The 19,073-nt window shown below is 62.7% G+C and carries 16 protein-coding genes and 3 pseudogenes; 4 read left to right on the forward strand and 15 right to left on the reverse strand.

Going from position 1 to position 19,073, the window contains the following annotated elements; all coding sequences use genetic code 11:
- On the reverse strand, window positions 1–856 hold an 856-nt coding region (locus tag NO998_RS14325; RefSeq protein WP_267647971.1), incomplete at its 3' end, for a rhodanese-like domain-containing protein.
- 220 nt (window positions 857–1,076) lie between these two features.
- On the opposite strand from NO998_RS14325, the gene NO998_RS14330 reads away from it, so the two are divergent.
- Window positions 1,077–2,252, forward strand: coding sequence for an MBL fold metallo-hydrolase (locus NO998_RS14330; protein ID WP_267647972.1), 1,176 nt, complete (start codon window positions 1,077–1,079; stop codon window positions 2,250–2,252).
- A 208-nt stretch (window positions 2,253–2,460) separates the two neighbouring features.
- Window positions 2,461–4,122: a long-chain fatty acid--CoA ligase gene (locus tag NO998_RS14335; RefSeq protein ID WP_267647973.1), complete on the forward strand. Its 1,662-nt coding sequence runs from the start codon at window positions 2,461–2,463 to the stop codon at window positions 4,120–4,122.
- Window positions 4,123–4,141: 19 nt separating this feature from the next.
- On the opposite strand, the gene NO998_RS14340 is transcribed toward NO998_RS14335, so the two are convergent.
- Both NO998_RS14340 and NO998_RS14345 read right to left on the reverse strand, forming a co-directional pair.
- Window positions 4,142–5,524, reverse strand: a complete 1,383-nt coding sequence (locus NO998_RS14340) for an ATP-binding protein (RefSeq protein WP_267647974.1) — start codon at window positions 5,522–5,524, stop codon at window positions 4,142–4,144.
- Window positions 5,525–5,683: 159 nt separating this feature from the next.
- Window positions 5,684–6,346: pseudogene (locus NO998_RS14345) on the reverse strand (primase-associated protein); the annotation flags it as partial.
- Between NO998_RS14345 and NO998_RS14350 the strand changes: the two are divergent.
- On the forward strand, window positions 6,238–7,215 hold the full coding sequence (locus NO998_RS14350; RefSeq protein ID WP_267647975.1) for an ABC transporter ATP-binding protein: 978 nt from the start codon (window positions 6,238–6,240) through the stop codon (window positions 7,213–7,215). The pseudogene NO998_RS14345 and the gene NO998_RS14350 sit on opposite strands and share 109 nt — an antisense overlap.
- A 206-nt stretch (window positions 7,216–7,421) precedes the next feature.
- Here NO998_RS14350 and NO998_RS14355 read toward each other — a convergent pair.
- The 9 genes and pseudogenes from NO998_RS14355 to NO998_RS14390 all read right to left on the reverse strand — a co-directional run.
- Window positions 7,422–7,838 (reverse strand): annotated as a pseudogene (locus NO998_RS14355) (PIN domain-containing protein); the annotation flags it as partial.
- Complete coding sequence (locus NO998_RS14360; protein WP_267647976.1) at window positions 7,835–8,434, reverse strand: DUF7437 domain-containing protein; 600 nt, start codon at window positions 8,432–8,434, stop codon at window positions 7,835–7,837. The pseudogene NO998_RS14355 and the gene NO998_RS14360, both read right to left, overlap by 4 nt.
- Before the next feature lie 50 nt (window positions 8,435–8,484).
- Window positions 8,485–8,553: pseudogene (locus NO998_RS15860) on the reverse strand (DUF7558 family protein); the annotation flags it as partial.
- A gap of 155 nt (window positions 8,554–8,708) precedes the next feature.
- Window positions 8,709–9,878, reverse strand: a complete 1,170-nt coding sequence (locus tag NO998_RS14365; RefSeq protein ID WP_267647977.1) for a hypothetical protein — start codon at window positions 9,876–9,878, stop codon at window positions 8,709–8,711.
- A 66-nt stretch (window positions 9,879–9,944) separates the two neighbouring features.
- Window positions 9,945–10,685, reverse strand: coding sequence for an MBL fold metallo-hydrolase (locus NO998_RS14370; protein ID WP_267647978.1), 741 nt, complete (start codon window positions 10,683–10,685; stop codon window positions 9,945–9,947).
- Between the two features lie 89 nt (window positions 10,686–10,774).
- Window positions 10,775–11,401: a hypothetical protein gene (locus NO998_RS14375; protein WP_267647979.1), complete on the reverse strand. Its 627-nt coding sequence runs from the start codon at window positions 11,399–11,401 to the stop codon at window positions 10,775–10,777.
- A gap of 528 nt (window positions 11,402–11,929) precedes the next feature.
- Window positions 11,930–12,094 (reverse strand): hypothetical protein, encoded by a 165-nt coding sequence (locus NO998_RS14380; RefSeq protein WP_267647980.1) that lies wholly within the window; start codon window positions 12,092–12,094, stop codon window positions 11,930–11,932.
- Window positions 12,095–12,243: 149 nt separating this feature from the next.
- Entirely contained in the window at window positions 12,244–13,425 is a 1,182-nt protein-coding gene (locus NO998_RS14385) for a thiolase family protein (RefSeq protein ID WP_267647981.1), read from the reverse strand.
- 117 nt (window positions 13,426–13,542) lie between these two features.
- Window positions 13,543–15,123: a glycoside hydrolase family 99-like domain-containing protein gene (locus NO998_RS14390; protein WP_267647982.1), complete on the reverse strand. Its 1,581-nt coding sequence runs from the start codon at window positions 15,121–15,123 to the stop codon at window positions 13,543–13,545.
- Between the two features lie 279 nt (window positions 15,124–15,402).
- On the opposite strand from NO998_RS14390, the gene NO998_RS14395 reads away from it, so the two are divergent.
- Entirely contained in the window at window positions 15,403–15,630 is a 228-nt protein-coding gene (locus tag NO998_RS14395; protein ID WP_267647983.1) for a DUF8139 family protein, read from the forward strand.
- A 5-nt stretch (window positions 15,631–15,635) separates the two neighbouring features.
- Here NO998_RS14395 and NO998_RS14400 read toward each other — a convergent pair whose 3' ends face one another.
- The 3 genes from NO998_RS14400 to NO998_RS14410 form a co-directional block, all read right to left on the reverse strand.
- On the reverse strand, window positions 15,636–16,154 hold the full coding sequence (locus NO998_RS14400; RefSeq protein WP_267647984.1) for a hypothetical protein: 519 nt from the start codon (window positions 16,152–16,154) through the stop codon (window positions 15,636–15,638).
- Between the two features lie 213 nt (window positions 16,155–16,367).
- Entirely contained in the window at window positions 16,368–17,246 is an 879-nt protein-coding gene (locus tag NO998_RS14405) for a DNA-binding protein (protein ID WP_267647985.1), read from the reverse strand.
- Between the two features lie 687 nt (window positions 17,247–17,933).
- Window positions 17,934–18,857, reverse strand: a complete 924-nt coding sequence (locus NO998_RS14410; RefSeq protein ID WP_267647986.1) for a transcription initiation factor IIB — start codon at window positions 18,855–18,857, stop codon at window positions 17,934–17,936.
- Between the last annotated feature and the right edge of the window lie 216 nt (window positions 18,858–19,073).

Genomic DNA, 19,073 nt, shown 5'->3' on the forward strand with positions numbered 1-19,073 from the left:
TCTCCCGGGCGACGCTCGTCCACTCGACGTTTACCGTCCGCGGAATGTGGCCGGACGCCCGGGCGGGAACGGTCGTTTCCCCGCGGTACTCTTCGGGCGACCGGACGTCGACGAGCGTAACGTCCGTCGAGAGCGCGTCGTATACGTCGTCACGGTACGCCCGAATCTGATCGTTCGGGGGCTGGGCGTCGTACTGAACGGGGGTAACGTCCGGCTCGCGCTGAGTCGTCCGATAGTCGTTCTCCGTCCAGTACTGCTTGCCGCCGTCGAGCAAGCGGACATCTCGGTGCCGGTAGTGTTTCAGCACCCAGTAGACGAAGGCTGCGAACTCGTTCATGCCGTCGCTGTATAGAACAACCGTGCTGTCGGCTGTGACTCCCCGTTCGCCGAGAATCGAGGCGAGGCGCTCCCTGCCAGGAACGGTTCGGCCGCCGGCGTCGCTGAAGTCCCGCTGTGGGTCAAGCTCCACCGCGCCCGGGACGTGTCCCTCGTCGTACGTCGTCGAGACCTCGATAAGCCGGAACTCGGGATCGTCGGTCTCGAACGCTGAGAGCATCTCCCGGGCGGCGTCCGGGCTCACGAGGAGCCGTTCGGGATGGCCCGTCCGATCGCCACCCATCGGTCGGGCCCGCACACTGTAACAGGTCTGTCGGCCGTCGTGGATCGCAGGTGCGCTCTCGACCAATCCCGCCGACTGTAGCTTCTCCAGCCCGTATCGGGCCGTCCGCGAGCCCAACAGCGTCGCCTCGGTGATCCCCTTGAGCGTCATCGACCCCTCGCGGGTTAGCTCCTTGAAGATGAACTTGGCGCTGGGCGGCAGGTCCTCCAGCGTGTCTTCGGCGTCGAAGAATTGCATTTCTCTCCCAATATCGGTCCACGGGAGTAATAAACACATTGTTGCCGCGGTACCAGCCTATCGTGCACGCGTAAGAAGTTATTAACTCAGCTAAAGGAACTCTAGACCGTCCAAAATACCGGAGATATTTTCGATAACGGACGCGCACCGACGTGTCTGCGACAAATTATTCTCGCCGCTCGAACGGTTATACGTGTACTCACCGTGCAATACCATGAAGATGGTCGAGACAATCACTGCAGAACGACTGCGCGACCTGATCGATGCCGACGAGGAGTTCGTCCTCTTCGACACACGATCGCCGGACAGTTTCGAGGACTGGCACATCGCCGACGCCCGGAACGTCGAGTACTCCAGCAACGACGACGAACTGATCGGCGAGTTCGACCCAGACGTGATCGGCGACGATGACACCGTCGTGACGATCTGCGCCACGGGGAGCTCCGCCGGCAAGTTCGCCACGTACCTGGAGGCTGAAGGCTACGCGGACGACGTCAAGACCGTCGACGGCGGCATGGAGGCTTGGAGCATGGTGTACGACGAGGTTCCCATCGCCACCGAAAACGACGACCTCGTCGTCGTCCAGCTCCAGCGTCGGTCGAAGGGCTGTCTCGGCTACCTCGTCGGCTCGAAGCGGGCTGGCGAAGCCGCGCTCATCGACGTGACCCGGGCGACCGACGAGTTCCTCGATGCCGCCACATCGCGGGGACTAGCGGTCACGAGGGTCCTCGATACGCACATCCACGCCGACCACATCTCGCGTGGTCGCCGATTGGCCGACCGTCTCGGTGTGCCGTACCACCTCGGCGCGCCCGCTGAGAGCCGGGACCCACAGTTCGAGTTCGACCCGATCGAGCCGAACGATACCGTCGAACTCGGCGACGTGGAGATCAAGGCGGTCCACACGCCCGGCCACACGACCGGGATGACCTCGTACCTCGTCGACAACGAGGCGCTGCTCACGGGCGATACACTGTTCGTCGAGTCCATCGGCCGGACCGAACTCCAGTTCGCTGACGCGGACGCCCGCGACGGCGCCCGTATCCAGTACGACACGCTCCACCAGGCGATCATGACCGCGCCTAACGACGTGAAGATCCTCCCGGGGCACTTCTCCGTCACTGACGACGGCGAGTACGTCGACGTGACCCCGGGCCAGCCGATGTTCTCGACGGTTGGCTACCTCTGGGAGAACAACGAGATCCTCCGACTGCCCGAAGAGGAGTTCGTCGACCACATGTTCGAGAACCTCCCGTCGAAGCCGCCGAACTACGAGCGGGTCATCGCGACAAACGCCGGCGAGTACGAACCGGAAGACACGGACGAAGAGACCGAACTCGAACTGGGTCCGAACCGTTGTGCGGCCACCGAGGAGAGCGCTATCGCAGACGACTAACGCTGCGCCCGGTCCCACGGATTCTCCAACGCGCTCCGAACCCGGCCGTCGGCGTTCGGACCCGCCGCCCCGTTCGACGACTGTGACGAAGTGAAAGGCCAGCCCCTGTTTTTCGGAGGCATCGAGCGAGCCACGGCTACCGCTACTCTATCTAACGTATAAACAAACCGAACAAAAAACTATTACAGTTGTTACCACGACTCTATGTGTGACTGGTTATCAACAGACCCTGAAGCCGTTCCTCTGGCGCGCACAAAACATCACCCCGGAGCGGGAAGTCGTCGCCCGGACCCACGAGGGGATGAAGCGGTACACCTACGCCGACTACGGTGACCGTGTCGGGCAGTTGGCGAACGCCCTCGAAGCAGCCGGCGTCGAAACGGGGGACCGTGTCGGGACGATGTGTTGGAACACCGACCGGCACTTCGAGACGTACTTCTCTGTCCCGAACCTCGGGGCGCAACTCCACACGATCAATCCGTTGTTGCCGGATGGACATATCCAGCATATCGTCGACGACGCCGACGACAAGCTGATCTTCGTCGATCCGTCGCTGGCCGAGAAGCTCGCCTCGGCGTACGACCCCGAGGCCTTCGAGAGCGTCGAGCAGTTCGTGATCATGGGCTCGGAGGTGCCCGACCTGCCACTGGAACCGATCACCGACTACGAGTCGTTCATCGGCGACCAATCGACGAGCTACGAGTTCCCGGAGCTCGACGAGGAACAGCCCGCGGGGATGTGTTACACCTCGGGGACGACGGGCATGCCGAAGGGTGTCGAGTACACCCACAAGATGCTCCACGCCCACACGATGGCGACGATGGTCCCACAGGCGCTGGGCATCGACAACTCCGACGTGGTGATGCCGGTCGTGCCGATGTTCCACGTCAATGCCTGGGGGATGCCGTTCACGGCGGCTGCTGCCGGGGCCAAGCAGGTCTTCCCCGGACCGTCGCCGGACCCGTCGGACATCGCCCGACTCATCGAAGAGGAGGGTGTGACGCTCGCTGCGGGCGTCCCGACGGTCTGGCTCGGCCTCCTCGAGTACGTCGGGGAGAACGACGTCGACCTCTCCTCACTCGACCGAGTCGTCATCGGTGGGGCAGCGGCGCCGAAGGCGCTCATCGAGCAGTACGACGAACTCGGTGTCGAGGTCGTCCACGCCTGGGGGATGACCGAGATGTCCCCGGTCGGGACGGTCGCGAACCTAAAACACGACCTCAAGGACGCCCCGAAGGAGCAGCAGTTCGACGTGAAGTCGAAACAGGGGCTGATCGTCCCCGGCCTCGAGTTCAAGGTGGTCGGCGACGGCGGCGACGAGATCGACTGGAACGGCGAGGACTTCGGCGAGCTGCTCGTCCGCGGGCCGTGGGTGACGATGGAGTACTTCAACCGGCCGGCGGCCAACGAGGAAGACTTTGACGGGTCGTGGCTCCGGACCGGTGACATCGTCACCGTCGACACGGACGGCTACATCGAGATCGTCGACCGCGCCGACGACGTGATCAAGTCCGGTGGGGAGTGGATCTCCTCACAGGAACTCGAGAACGCGATCATGGCCCACGACGACGTGAGCGAGGCGGCAGTGATTGGTGTGCCACACGAGCGCTGGCAGGAACGACCCGTGGCGATGGTCGTCGCGCCCGAGGGGACCGACCGCGAGCAGTTGAGCGAGGAACTCCGAGAGATGCTCCTCGAGGAGTACCCGAAATGGTGGGTCCCGGACGGCTTCGAGTTCATCGACGAGATCCCGAAGACCGCCACTGGGAAGTTCTCGAAGAAGGACCTGCGGGAACTGTACGAGGGCGAGGAAAGCGAGTTGCTCGATGAAGACGCTCCTGCAGAAGCGGCACCGGAAGGGGAGGACTGACCGGGCTTCCCGATTTTCTTCACATGAGCTGGTCGAGTTCGTCCGGACCGAACAGCAACCAGTTCTCGTCGACGTCCTCGGCAAGGCCATCGACAAATCCACTTCGGGAAAATAGTGCGAATCGCTCTGTCCGATCTGAGGGTCCCCACCGGACGTCGGTAGCTTTCTCAGTTAGTGAATTGACGAGCCCGTAGCCCACCGGTTCAGTCGTCCACTTGCACTCCCCGAACAGAATTCTGTCGTCACTTGGTGCAAGGCCGACGATATCGATCTCCTGTCCACCGTACCACCACCGACCAAGGTCGGAATACGGATCGACTTCCCCCTGTCGAATGGCTTCCCAGATGGCCTCCTCACAGATGTCCTCAAACGTCGAGGAGACGTAATCTGGCAGCCTCGGCTCGATGGTTCCCTCATACACAATCTCCGGCGCTTCTTCGATACTCGAACGATTCGGCTCGACGAACCGAAACCAGAACCGGAGGAACTCGTCGGCGACGATGTACCGGGAACGTTTGGACTGCTTTGCTGACGCTGTGACTGGTGTTTCTCGAGAGATCAATCGGAGCCGGCGGAGCGTCTGGAGATACTTTGAGAGCGGGCCTGATCCGACTCCAGTCGCACCGGCAATCTCGTTGGGCGTTGTGTGGCCGGTTGCGATCGCTTCAAGGATGCTCAGATACCGTGCAGGGCTCCGGAGCTCGGTTCGAAGCAGGAATTCCGGCTCGTTGTAGAGCATCGCTGTCGACGACAAAATCTGTTGCTGGATGTTCTCAGCGACCGATTGGCTGTAGTCGAACTGTGTTAGATACATCGCTGTCCCCCCGGTCACGCTGAACGATCTCACAGCGTCCTCAAATCCATAGGTGATCACGTCCCGGGCATCTTGGAACGAGAAGGGCTGCAGATCGATCTGGCCTGTCCGCCGACCGTAGAGGGGACTCTCGTGACCCAGTACCTCAGACTCCATTGTGCTCACACTGGAGCCACACAGGACGAGCATTGAGTCGGTTTCTGAGAGTTGTTCGTCGATGAATGCCTGGAGGTACGAGGGGAGCGAATCGTTCTCCTCCATTAGGTACGGGAATTCGTCGATGACAACGATGAGTCGCTCGTCTGCAAGCACCTCGGAGAGATACGCGAGTGCGTCCTCCCAGTCTGTGATCCTCGGTGGTCGCTCGTCGACGTGAGCGGCGATCTGCTCGACGAATTTTTCGCGTTGTCGCTGCTCGGACTCCTGTGCTGCGAGGTAGTAGATGTGTGGCCGATCGGTACAAAACTCCTTCAGCAGCGCTGTCTTCCCGATTCGTCGCCGTCCATACACCACGAAGTATTCGGCCTCCTGTGATGCGTAGGCAGCCTCCAGCGCATCGAGCTCTGCCTCCCTGTCGAAGAAGGTCATTATCTAGATAATCATTATTGCGATAATGACTTGTGTGTTTCGCCCGGTGGAGAGTTCTGGATGCAAGAGACGGTTTCGCCGCTGGTTTCGGTCAGCTTAGCCAGCCTCAAGAGCGACCTAATGCTGGGGCCCCATTGGACGGAAATATCTACACAACCCTCAGAACGGGCTTGAACGACCATCATCCCCACCGACCTGTTCGTACATCTCCTCCGGGAACGGAACGCTCCCCCAGATCGAGTAGGGACACTGCTCTTTCCCGATGCAGTACCGCTGCATATCGTCGTTGTCGCAGTTCATCGGCAACGGCGTCTCCCCCTCAATCGTGTTCGAGAACTCATAGCGGACTTGGTAGGCCGTTTCCTGTTCGTCGTACCACGGCCAGCGGGAGAAAACCGCCATCAGGTCGTCGACGATCTCGTCGATGTCGCTCTCGTGGTACTGGGGGAGCCACATCACCATCCGGGCGAAGTTGTAGAGGTCCTTTCGGACGGGCTTCTTTTGGTGCAGTCGCTCCTCCATGGCGGCCATACAGGGCAGCTCGAAGAGGTCCGCGATCCCCTCGACGTCGATCTGTTCGGCCCCTGATCCTCCTCGCCCGATTCGGTACTCGTTGACCCGACCATCCCGGTTGATTGTGACTGCCGGGTGGGTGCTGTGGTCGGTGAGCATTTTTGCGAGGCTGCTCGGACTCGAGATGCCGTCGATGACTGATGCCTCCCAGTCGGAATCGGGTCTGTACGCTTCGAGCCCTTCGTAGAGTTCTTTTGCCGTGTAGAACTCCCCGGGCTCGACGGCATCGGCGCCTGAAAGCGCTCGACGGCCTCGACCTCACGGTTCGCGAGGGGGAGGCGTTCGGGTTTCTCGGTCCGAACGGTGCGGGAAAATCCACAGCAATCAACCTCCTACTGGGGTTTCTGACGCCGAGCGGGGGGATCGGCACCGTTCTGGGCCACGACGTCGTGACGGAGTCGCGCCACGTCCGCCAGCGTGTCGGGCTGCTTCCGGAGGGGTACAGTCCGTTCGACCGGTTGACAGCGAGAGAGCATCTCGACTACGCCATCGCGGCGAAGGACGCGGACGACGATCCCGACGTGCTCCTCGACCGGACTGGCTTGGCACGGGAGGCACGCGACCGGCCGGCTGGCGAGTACTCGACGGGGATGCGGCAACGACTGGCGTTGGCGACGGAACTCGTCGGCGACCCGGAACTGCTGATTCTGGACGAACCCTCGTCGGGGCTCGACCCCGGTGGGATGGCCGAACTACGCGAAGTGGTCCGAGAGGAAACTGAGCGCGGCACGACAGTGTTCTTCTCCAGCCACGTGCTCCCCGAGGTCGAAGCGGTCTGTGACCGCGTCGGAATCCTGCGGGACGGCCGGTTCGTCGCAGTCGATACCGTCGATGGACTCCGTGCGACCCTCCATACCGAATCCACCGTGACCCTCTCGGTCGAGGACCCTCGTCTCGACGTCGACGGTATCGATGGCGTCTCCTCGGTGGTCGTCGACGACTCACAGCTCCGGGTGACCTGTACCGATCCGGCCGCCAAGGCGGCAGTGATACAGCACGCCGCCGACGTGACGACCGTCCGGGACGTGCAGGTCGAGGACGCGTCCCTCGAAGAACTGTTCACCACGGTCACGAACGGAAACGAAGTCGCCGGAAGTGGTGCGGAGGTGGACGCGTGATGGGGAGCGTGCTCCGAATCGCGAAGAACGACTTCACGAACGTCCGCCGTTCGCGCCTCCTCTGGGGTGTCGTCGGCGCCTACGCGGCGTTCACGGTTCTGCTCGTCGTGTCGCAAGCCACGACGGCAATCACGAGTGCGACGGAGCTTCTCGTCGGTGTGACGGGTATCACCGCCGTCGTGTTGCCTGCGGTCGCCCTCGTCGCCGGCTACCTCGCCGGCCGCGATATCGGTCGTGTAGATGTACACCTCGGTCGCCGTCCCCGCGCTGAGATGCTGGGCAGCGAGGGCGGCGAGGGCGGCGTCGGCACGCTCGACCTCGTCGGCGGGTCGGTCGTCGGCGTTCGCGATGTACCGCTGGACGCCATCCATCACCCGCGAGACGACCGGCTCGGAGAACTCGAGTGGCGCCGCAACCGTCGCCCATCCCTCGTCGATCGCGGTGTCGACGGGTGGCGCCTCGACGTCGGGATCGTCGACGGTCAGCTCCTCGTACACCCGTTCGGGCAGGACGAAGGTGATGTCGTTCCGGCGAGCGAATCGGCGAACAGCCTTGTAGCGGCTGTTCGAGGGCTGTCCCATCGCGACGAACAGGCCGGTGTCGGCGATGTGGAGCCGGCTCACGCGTCGTCAGCCGCGTCGCCGTCGTCGATATCCAACTCGTCGAGTCCTGCCCCTGTCTCCTCGATGTCGTAGTGCTCGTGGACGACGGGCCGCAGCGCCTGCAGAATCATCTCCGCGGCCAGCGGCGAGATGTCCAGATCCTCAGCCATCAACCGGTGGGTCACCTCGCCGCGTTCCCGAGCGACGGCGTAGGTGAGCGCCGTTGCGAGGCCGGCGACGCCGTGGCGGTCGATGTAGGTGTGGATGTCCGCATTCGTCTCGCGACGGCCGACGGCGTCGATGAGCGCCGGCGTGATCGTGTACTCTCGGTCACCGGCGGCCGTCGTCACGGTCAGGTCGATCTCACGGGCGGCGTACCGGCGCGGCTGCTCGTCGTCGGTGACGTCGACGACGCCGGTGTCGACGAGCCGGTTGACGTAGCTGTAGGCGGTTCCCTGTGCGAGGTCGAGGTCGTCCATCACGTCCTGGACCGTCGCCTCCTCCTCCCGAGCGAGGTACGCGTACAGCTGGGCCAGCTGTGGCTCCTCGAGGAGGTCCGCGACTGAGAGGAAGTCCCGGACGATGTCGCCGTGGGCGCGATCTGAAGTGCGTGACACGGATCGTTCTTGATTACAGTTTACAGCGAATCAGTAATCAGTGTTTGGGGTCACTCCGCTGGCACCGCGACGAGGTGCTCCTCGAGGTCACGCGTCCAGTACGTCGCGAGCCCGCCCGGTTGTGACTACGCACGCAACGGCTATCTCTCAGATGGGGAGGCTCGGTCGCTTATCGAGGCGATTGGCACGCGTCGGAGCTGGGAGAACAGCCCATACGTGACGCAACTGCCCAGCCATCTAGAGTAGCGAAGAGAGGTTGCGAACGCTACTGCCTCTACTGGAACTGTTTCCGAAGCGCATCCTCGACGACATCTGCCAGCGATTCAGACGGCGTGTCCTCGTTCTCGACGACAGCACCCAGCAACGCAGCTATCGAGCCATCGTCACGAATCGGAACCGCCCCGTCAGCGTCGTCGACGCCGACGGCCCCGCGCAGGTGCTCTAGAGCGAACGCCTCAACACTCTCGCCCTCTGCGGTCGCACTCGAAAGAAGGGTACTGAGCACCGGGCCGGCATCAAGTGAGAGCGCCTCGACTTCGGCGTCGAGATCGTCCCACGGTTCGTCCCCTCGGAGAATGTCGGCGATGTAGGCGTCGACGGCCTCCCGGACGAACACCGCCAAGGGTGTCTCAGCGGCTTGACCACGCTGCTGGGCAAGCAAGCCGATGGCGGGGTCGACGGTGACGGTGAGCGCATTTGTACTAACAGGCGTTCCAGAGCTGTCGTCGCTCGTCGACGTCTGCTCTTCGGCCTCGGACACGATGTCCCCCTCTGTAGACTCAGTCTCAATGGTGGAGTCACTACTGGAAGCAGCCCCCGATGCCTGCGTCGAACCACCATCAGTTGCTTCCACACTCTCCATCGACGCCTTCGGCGCCGAGCGAATATGGAGCTGCTCTCGAAGCGCCTCCACGTCGACGTCTTCTCGTCCGAGTTCGACTGATTCGCGCCGATGTGCTGCTGGCGCTGTGTCGACAGCGTCCAGTAGGGCAGCGTCGATGCGATCGGCGTCGAACTGCCCAGCCCTGTTCCGTACCCGACGCTCAACGTACTCAGTGACCCATGGTGGAGCAACGTAGGTCCCGTCCCGATAGAGCACTTCCTTCCCACGGGATCCAGTTGGCCACGAGAACGAGTCCCACTTGTCCTTGTACCTCTCCAAGGACTTCCCCTGTTGGTGCGTGACGACGACGTGAGTTGGCGAGATCGTCTCAACGACGTCGTCAAGGACTTCCTCAGAGGGGTGATTCGAGAACCGATGGCTCGAAACAGTCCCGGCGAACTCACTCCCGGTTGCGGCCTCAGTACCCCCACCCTGCACTTGGACGAGTGAGGCACTCGGGTCGTCGGCGATAGACTCGAACAGGCGGGCGCTGCTGCCCTCCACAGGGACTTCCGGGCCGGCGATGGTCACTGCCCCGTGCTCGAAGCAGGCATCGGGCATAGCGAACTCTGGAACCGTTTCGATACGGTCCTGTTCGTAGCCGAGGGCGGTGTAGAGCTTCGCTGCTTACCCGGCCAAGATGACGGGAACGTCAACATCGAGTTCGTCGTCGACGCCGGCGAGAAGGATTGCGAGGTGAACCCCAGTAAGCCCACTTGCCGTACAGAGTGTGCGCGAACCAGCGTTGGTTCGTTCGGAAATCGTGGCGACAGTCCGGGTGAGGTTCTCCTCGAACGCTCCGGTCGTCGCCGCCGTCAGGAAGAGGATATCCACGTCGGCGTAGGCCTCGGCGTCGAAGCCACGGTAGCCAGCAGCGTCGCGCTCGGTGAAGTCGCCAGTAGCGAGCATCGTCACTTGGTCGTCGCCGTCAGCGGCGCGAATGAGGAAGCCACAGGCGCCGGGCGCGTGGCCAACAGGAACGGGCCGAACGCGAAGGGTGTCTCCGAGAACGTCGTGCCACTCCGAGATCGCTTTGACGCGGTCAAGCACCTCGTCCGTGTTCGAGAGTCCGTACTGATCGGCTCCTTCCGAGAGGACGTCATCGAGAATTGACGCCGTTCCGGCACTCGTCAGAATCGGGGCTCCATCACGATGTGCCTCACCAAGGGACTGGTAGTGGTCAAGGTGGGCGTGAGTAAGCAGGATGGCTGCGAGGTATTCGTCTTCTCCGAGCAGCTCGTCCGTATCGACACCGTCGCCGGCGTCGACGAGCACGCAGGGCGTCAGCTCCGTGTGGTCCTCCTCAATACGGATGAGAAACGACTCGTTGCCCCGACGTGGGTTCGCATGCTCGTACGAGATGTCCACTTGTTGGGTAACAACCACCTTCGTTATCAACGTATGGGGGTCACCTCTACACTCGCCGTCCAGCTTCGTGAATGTGTCACCGCTCGCGCTTATGAAGCGGAGTCGGTGCCGTCGAGTCGGCGACCGAGGGCCGCCAAAAGGTCGTCCGGTCGACTGCCTGCGGGAAGCGACTTCGTCCCCCCGTCGACGAGCTCCATCCGGAGCGTTCCGTCCTCCTCCGTGACGGACCTGACGTCTTTGTACGGAATCCGCTCCGTCTGGTCCCCCACAGTCCAAGATCTGTTGAGCAGGTCCATCGAACCATCGTGGTGGACTGTCAGCGCCGACTCACCGAGGGTCACGACGGCGAGGTCGTAGCTTTTCGGACAGTCAAAGCCGACCACGGAGTCGGAACCGACCGCTAGCGAGTGAATAGTTGATGTATCGTCTAGGCCGAGTTCACCCGCCACGGCACGGCGGACGCTCCTCGTTCCGTCGTCGAACGCATCCCCACTGTGTCGGTTCACGGCCCGCACCCCGGCGACAGCGATTCCCAGACCGGCGACCAACACGCCGATTCCCAGTACAGTCCGGTCGGCCGCGAACAGGAAATTGCCGCCTAGCATCACCGCGAGAGTGACGACCCAGGGCCACTGCCAGCCAACGGACCACACCCGTGTGACTGTCCCGACGTCGATCGTTCCCTCCTCAGACACGGTTTGTGCCTCCGGAATCACGCCACTCGTCGTCGACTGTCAGGCGAGTCGGTACGTTGGGAGTGTCCTTCCGCCTCGCTTTCGAACCGTGGTCGCTCGTAGTTCCGTCCGTCCAGCGGTTCGTCCGGAACCCGCGGGGATGGCGTGGACTGTGGACTCGGCCGCATCGAGTGCTCGCTGACGCCTGATGCGTTCGGCCGCCTCCACGACCGTCTCGAGCGCGACATTCGACCGGCACGTGAAATTCTTCCGCTGACAACGTCTCAGGTGGGTTGCGGAATCGAATTCCATTGGACTTGCCGGGGAAGTCTTGGTCGCTGGGCGTCTCACCACGCTCGGGTTCTGTCATCGAACGAGTCCCGATACGCGTTGGAGTGCCAAAACACTATTGCAACAAACGCACAATACTCATGTTGGTCACCCGTTCTCCAGGAAACAGATAGAGTAAACTGCGTCTCGGGTAGGCCGGTTGACATTCTCCCCGCCCCGAATGGCGAGGATGTCAAAGGGCGTCTAGTTGGGTACGTGGCCGCTCACGACAGGTGGCTCTCAGGAGGATATGTAGCCGATCAGCTGGCTCGCCACATCCTCGGTGCGGTCGTCGATCAGGCTACGGGCCGTCGTGTCGTCGATGTCCGCTGTGTCGACGCCGGCGGCGTCGCGGTCCTTGGTCTCGGTGTCTACAAAGCACGTCGTGAAAACAGGAAGTCCCACCCGCAAACGGCGAACCGCGTCAGCGGTGAGCGAGTAGGATGGAGAGGAAGTCACCGACGAGTTTCAACTATCAGTCTCCATCGTGACGAGCGATTCATTGTTCGAGTCGGTACTCCGTTGCCGACGGGCTGCTCGCCCTGTCGAGGGAGTCAAACGCGCTCGATGAGGGTGGCGATACCCTGCCCGAAGCCGATGCACATCGTGCAGAGACCGTACTGACCGTTGCATTCCGCCAGTTGCGCGGCAAGCTTCCCCAGCAACACACCGCCGGTCGCTCCGAGTGGATGTCCATGAGCGATCGCGCCGCCCCAGACGTTGGTTTTCTCCCAGTCGGCACCGGTCTCTGCCAGCCACGCGAGAACGACTGGGGCGAACGCTTCGTTCACTTCGAACCGGTCGATGTCGTCGACAGTTAGATCATTCTCGGCCAGAATCTCGGTCGTTGCTGGAATCGGGCCCGTCAGCATCGTCTTCGGGTCGACTCCGACGACGTGTGAGTCGACGATGCGGGCCATCGGCTCCCAGCCATGTGTTTCACACGCCGCCTTCGACGCGATGAGGAGCGCCGACGCGCCATCGACGACACCGGAGGCGTTCCCTGCGTGGATGACGCCCTCGCCTTCCTCACGAAAGACGAGCGGGAGCTCCCGCAGCGTCTCCGCATCGGTTTCCGGGCGCGGATGTTCATCACGTTTGACGGTGACTGGTCCGTCGTCGACCTCGGTCTCGACAGGAACGACCTGATCGTCGTACTTCCCGGCTGCGGCCGCATGTCCCCATCTCGTTTGGGAGTCGACGGCAATCTCGTCGACTTCCGCCCGGCTGAACCCCCACTGCTCGGCAATTCGCTCGGCCCCCTCGCCCTGGGAGGTTAACTCCTCGAAGTGCTCGAAATACGTCTCAGTGACGTTCTCGGGGTCAGCGTAGCTACAGTCTGGGGAGGCCGTATCACTCGCCATCGGGACACGCGTCATGTGTTCGACGCCCCCGGCGACGAGCACGTCGTGCATACCCGCCTTGATCTGTCCGGCTGCGAAGTTCACGGCCTGCTGACCAGACCCACACATCCGATTGAGCTGGACGCCCGGGACGTCGTCGCCCCAGCCAGCAACCATCGGCGCGATGCGGGCGATGTTGCTCCCTTGCTCGTCAATCGGGGTGACACAGCCGTAAATCACGTCCTCGACAGCCGACCCGCCGTCGAACCCGTTGCGTCTTTCGAGCGCTTGAAGCGGTTCCGCAGCGAGATCCTGCGGGTGAGTATCGGAGAACGACCCGCCGTGTTTTCCGAGCGGTGTCCGCACCGCGTCGACCACGTACGCGTCCTGCATTATCCGAGAGTTTGCGATAGCGATGCTTCACCTTTTGGGATATGGCCCATCTCAGCGATCGGGGAAAATCGCCGTCGATGCGTATGGAAGACTCTCGATTCACTACCGGCTTGACCCTCACCCGAGTTCGAGTCTGTAGCTTCCGGACCCCTCTGCAAGCGTCGTTTTGTCATGAACGTCTCCGTCGACTTTGAGCGCGACATCCATCTCTGCTGGGGCAAGGCCACTGATCTCGATTTCGCCGGCATCGGGAAGTGACGGGACGTCAATGGCGGTGTCACGCTGCCCGCCAAGCCAGCGCCAGGTGTTTTCCTCGGTGCTCTCGGGACCGTAGGACCCGAGCAGGAATTCGACCGTCTCGCTTCCGGTGCCGACGTCGAGGTCGATGCGGGCTTGGCCGTCGTCGTCGCGGATAGTCAGTTCATCCAGCATGAACGAGAACTGCCGCCCGTTCTCGATATCCGGGTTCATCTCCGACTCCGCGATGAGTTTGCCGAACGAGAGCACGAACGTCTCGCCGTCGATAGTCGGCGGCGAGCGCTCGGCTGCAGCGAGTGCTTCAGCCGTGACATCGAGATACGCCTCGCCGTGGTCTTCACTCGGCTCGATTGCCGTGTCTTCGTACCACTCGTTGAACGACGTGACGAGCACCGGGCCGTCGGCGTAGTGCCGGGCGACGTCGGCGCTCCGCTCGTAGCGCTCTGCCGAGGGTTCGAGGGGGACGTTGTCCCGTTGATCGTGAGTGAGTTCTGTGTCGTCGAAGCCGGGCATCGCTGTCGGGATCACGTCGACGCCGACGTACTCGCTGCTCCGGTACCACTTCTCGTAGCCTGACTGGAGATCATCGATGAACTCGTCGGCGGTTCGGCCGCTCACCGTGTACGGGTTGTACGTTGTGACAGCGTCAGCGACTTCCAGTATCGGGTGTGTTCCGAGCCCGGAGGCCGCAGGGACGCTGGCGATCAGGTACGGCCTGACCCCGGCAGCTTCGACAGCTGCCTCATACGCCGCAGCAACATCGCCGTGAAAGAGCCGCGCGACCCAGATGTAGAGGACCGGGCGACCGTCGATACGTTTGTAGCTGTCTCGATCGAAGTAGTGCTCTCCCAGATACTCGAAGTCATTCACCAACTGCCGTTGGTTCGTTTCGTCGCTGAGGTCGATCGGATCGACGCCGAACTGCCCGACTGTCTCGTAGAGGACCGACCAGTCGAGTTCGTCCGAGCGGGGGTGGCCGAGGATGTCCTCGCGGAACCGGCGGTCGTGGCCGCTGTTCCGTCCCCACCACGACACGTTCAGCCACGAAATTCCTGCCTGCCGACACCAGTCAATGTGCTGTTCGATGACGTCAGGGTTGGTGGAGTCGTAGTTGCCGAGAACGGGCGTCGACGGTGACTCGAGGCTCCACTCGCCGCCGCGGTAGTCATGTAGCGGCGCACCGTACCAGGGGTAGTAGTGTGCGCCGACGTCGCGGACGATGTCCGGGCGCTCGGCACGGACCACAACCTCGCCCACGTGTGTGCCTGCAACGGTGATCGGCTGCGTTCCGGTCGTCGTCGGTGAGCCGGTGAGCGTGATCTCTCGTTGTTCGCCGGCGCCGAGTGTGAACGAGTGTGTCGTGATCGTCCGCCCATTCACCGCGAGTGGTAGGGTGACCTCCGTCGACGATGAGCCGGTATTCTCGACGCGACCAGTCACGACAAGTTCGCCCCCTTTGAGCAGTGCCGATTCCTCGAGAGAGAACTCGGTTTGGACGGCTGATTCCTCAGTGGTCGGTCCCCCGGTTTCGGTCGCTGACTCCGACGTCGACGTGTTCTTGGCTTCGCCCGTTCGTCCCCCACAGCCGGCGAGTGCGGCTAGCAGAGATGTACTAGAGAGTTTGAGCGCCCGCCGACGAGAGAGATCCGGCATTGGTCCAATTAAAATATTCTTGATAGATTAATAGTGTCGGCTCTTGCTCACCCGACTCGCTCTGTAATGAAGCCTCAGGAGGGTGACCGCGTCCGAATCGACATCCCCGATAAAACCGACCCCGACCACGAGCGGTACCACGGTCGGCAAGGGACGATCATCGAGGTGCTCCAAGACGATGCCGGCGAGTCAACTGGGGACGAACGGGATTCAATCCTCTACCGGGTCGAACTGGACGACGGCCGCGTCGCCGACTTCCGCTGGCGTGACCTCCGTCCAGCGTTCGACGGCTGATCTCTCTACCGGCGAAACTGTCCGTTCGGCTGTGGAACCTCCCCGGCCAGGATTTCCAAGTTCGTTCGTCTGAGGTGCTTACAGCCTTCTTGCCCGAGGGTATCACCCCGATTTCGCCAGTCTGGACAGGAACAGCGGATCTCCTCAACGTCGACTTGGTACGTGTTGCCGCTCTCGCTCCGGACGTCGTAGATCGGTCCCAATGCGCCGAACTGCACCACCATCTGCTCAGTGAGTGCCCGTCGCGTCCGTGGGTCGTCGATCGAGTACCCACCGTCGCTGAGTGGCGTCGACGAGTCTGGACCCGGGCACACCTCCTGGAAGTGTCCGGCGCGGTTCCGTTCTTGCCCACAGTTCTGACAGCGGTAGAACCGCGCCGTGTAGCTATCTCTGTCTGAGAGATCGATGTCGTAGTCCGTCGGTCGCTTCCCGATGAGTCGTTCGCTGACGATTGTTAGTTCGTGGCCGTTCGGATTTCGGATCTCCGGCTGTGCCGGTTTCGGGGGGAGTTGTCTTCGGGACATCGTTTCTGAGAGGCACTGTATCGCGCCTCCAGCCCTGCTGAGGCGCCAAAAACCGGGACCGTGGGTCGCACTAACCAACAGCGAACTAGCACAATCCCTCGGCGCGTGCGAGGCGCGGCGAACGCCGCAACCGCGCGCGAGGGGCGTCCGAGCCCGCGAGGACGACGGCTGGGGAGGTAGCTGGCCACACGAAAAAGAGAGGCCGAGATGGCCTTACTCAGCCCACCACGCCTCGCGCTCGGGGAACGAGATCGACGACCGCCCCGTTAGTGCAACTGAGACGCGCCCCTCGTACCAGCTCTTCGCGACGTTCCGAAGCACCACACGTTCGCCCTCTTCGACAACCGGTTGCGCTGACCGCGACCAGACCGTCAGCTTCGTCTTCCCGCTCTCGTCTTCGATGAGCCCCACCTGTTGAATAGCTGGACTCGATGGGTCCCACAGGGTCGTCACGACGCCGCTGACACTCACCTCACGCACTGGCACATCCGCAAGCGCCGCAATGGGGAGCACCTGCCCGGCATCAGTCTGTAACTCCTCGAAGACACCGACGACCGCCGCCGTCTTCGAGACACCATCGACGACCCGCTCAGCCAGCCGCCGACTGATCGCCGCCCGCGACCACCCCGGCAGCATCCCTGACAGCCGCCTCGCTTCTTCGTTCACCCAGCCCAGTTCCGCTTTCGACACTTGCTCGCGCGCATCAGCCCGCTCCGGGTCTTGCCACGGATCCACCGCCGCCGCTCGCTCTTTGAACACTCGTCGCTGTTCGACGCTCGCCTCACGAACCACCGTTCTCGTTCGCGCCTCTCTATCGGAGTCCAGCCGTCGATCGAACCGCTCGGCTGTTCGCTTGATCTCCCACTCACGCGCTTCCAGTCGCTCTTCGGCTTCCAGTGTCAGCCCAGCCCGCCGCCCATCTGGGTGATTGGTGTCCACCTTCGCGTGGATCTCCATCTCCACCGTCGGCCGCAGGTTCTTCGCTCGCTCCGCCGCCTCATCCACAACCTCGAACCCGTCCTCGTCGATTTCTCGTCGTTCAGTCGTCTCTACACCCGAAACTTCATTTCCGATTGCGCTCTTACTACTCATTGGTCACCTAGACCGAAGGCGCTTCACAGCGTCCGACACCGCGACTTTCCCTCGCGGTTGTCTTCTCAGACCGACTAATCCTCGCACGCGCCGCTCGCGCCTTCAGCGCCCCTTGGGGCGCGAGCGGCGCGCAAAACGGGTCGAAAGCTCATGAACCAGTACGCGCGCCGGCTCGCCGAGGGTGGATGGCCAGCGGAGTGTGTCGGCTCGTGGGGCGAGCGCGGGCGAGCAACCGACCGACCAACCCGCTGGCGTGCCGACTTTGGCACGAACCCACCCCTCGGCGACGGGGACGGCGAGCGGACGGGCCGTCGACGATTAGGGAATCGACCGCCCAGCAATGGTCAGAGAATGCATTTGCATCCGCCTCAGTCCTGCCACAGGGCGTAGAGGTCCTCGTATGCGATTTCGGCCACATCGCTGTTTGGCATCGGGTGAGGATGTCGAAGCAGGAGTTCCCCGCAGAAGTCACACCCCAGTAGGGTCCGATCTTCGAGACAGAGAACCGACTGCTCGTGCGGAGGGTGCTGGCACGATGGCGTCGATGCAGGCGGGCTATCGTCGATTCGGGCACGAACTGCGGTCCAGACGGCGCTCACGGGTGGTGTCGACATGTATCTCCGTTCCTCACCCGTGAGGAACGGCACAAACCGCTCGTACTGGTGACCTCGAACGGTGCCCCACTTCTCACTCCTCAAGTGAGAGCAGTCGATCGCGATGGTTCCTGACTGTCTCGGTGGTTACCTCGGCGACGGCCGCCGCGTCGGCTTGCGTCAACGGCTCGTCGTGGGCACACGCCGCCATGTACAGACATGCAGCAGCGAAACCGGCCGGGTGCACACCGACTGTCACGCCGGCGTCGACGGCCCGTTCAGCAAGCTGCGCTGCCTGTCGACGAACGTCGTCGGTACAGCCGAGTGCGGAGGCGATGCGAGGTACGAACTGTGTCGGGGAAACTGGCGCCGTTGGCAATCCGAGTTCGTGATTGAGGACGTGGTAGGCGTTTGTGACCCGATCCGGTTCGACTTGCGCTATCGGCGCCACGTCGGCGATGAGCCAGGAGTGGCCGTTGCATCGACAGGCGCCGAAGACGCTTGCCGCGGCCATCGCTTCGATCGATCGACCCTGGAGGAGGTGTTGGTTCTGTGCCGTACGGAACAGCTGGCACGCTTGGTCACGGATGGAGTCACTCAGCCCGAGCGCACTCGCGACCCGACGGACTTCGGTGAGGCCGTGGCCGAGGTTCCGTTCCTGTTTCGACCGCCATCGGCCCCGGGAATGCTCGCGACGCATCCGGGCGAGGCGTCGGCGTTTCTCGGCGCTGAGTGTGTTCCCGTTCGCGTCGCGTCGATAGCCGACCTCCGTCGAGAGCCCGCGGTCATGTCGAGCGGGTGTGAGTGCTGCGCCTGTCTGTTTCGTCGTCTCGTCGTCGCCGACGTACCACGTTGGCCCGCGATCGACTGCGAGGTCGTCGATGATGAGGCCACAGTCCTCACAGACGGTTTCTGCCGTGGTGGTTCGCACGTCTCCCCTGCACTCCGGACAGGGGTCAGTTGTACCGCGCTGGATGTCTTCGTCGAACTGCCGGTCGTGGCTGTTGCTCGTGGTCATTGGGTTTCTGTTCAGGGCAACGCTGATTCAGCACGCCCCGCACCCCTCGGGGGGCGAAAAACTCGCTGCGTGGACGCGTCGTCGGCTATCGGTGCCGGTTTGTCGCCGCCGGTGGCTGTGGGTGACTCACGATGAGGGGAACATAATTAACCAACACTTCACGTCGCTTACGGCTCGTTTGTTGGTTAAGCCCGCTCGGTTCGGCTGGCCTCCTCT

This window comes from Halolamina litorea, assembly GCF_026616205.1.
In the GTDB taxonomy this organism is placed as follows: Archaea; Halobacteriota; Halobacteria; order Halobacteriales; family Haloferacaceae; genus Halolamina; species Halolamina litorea.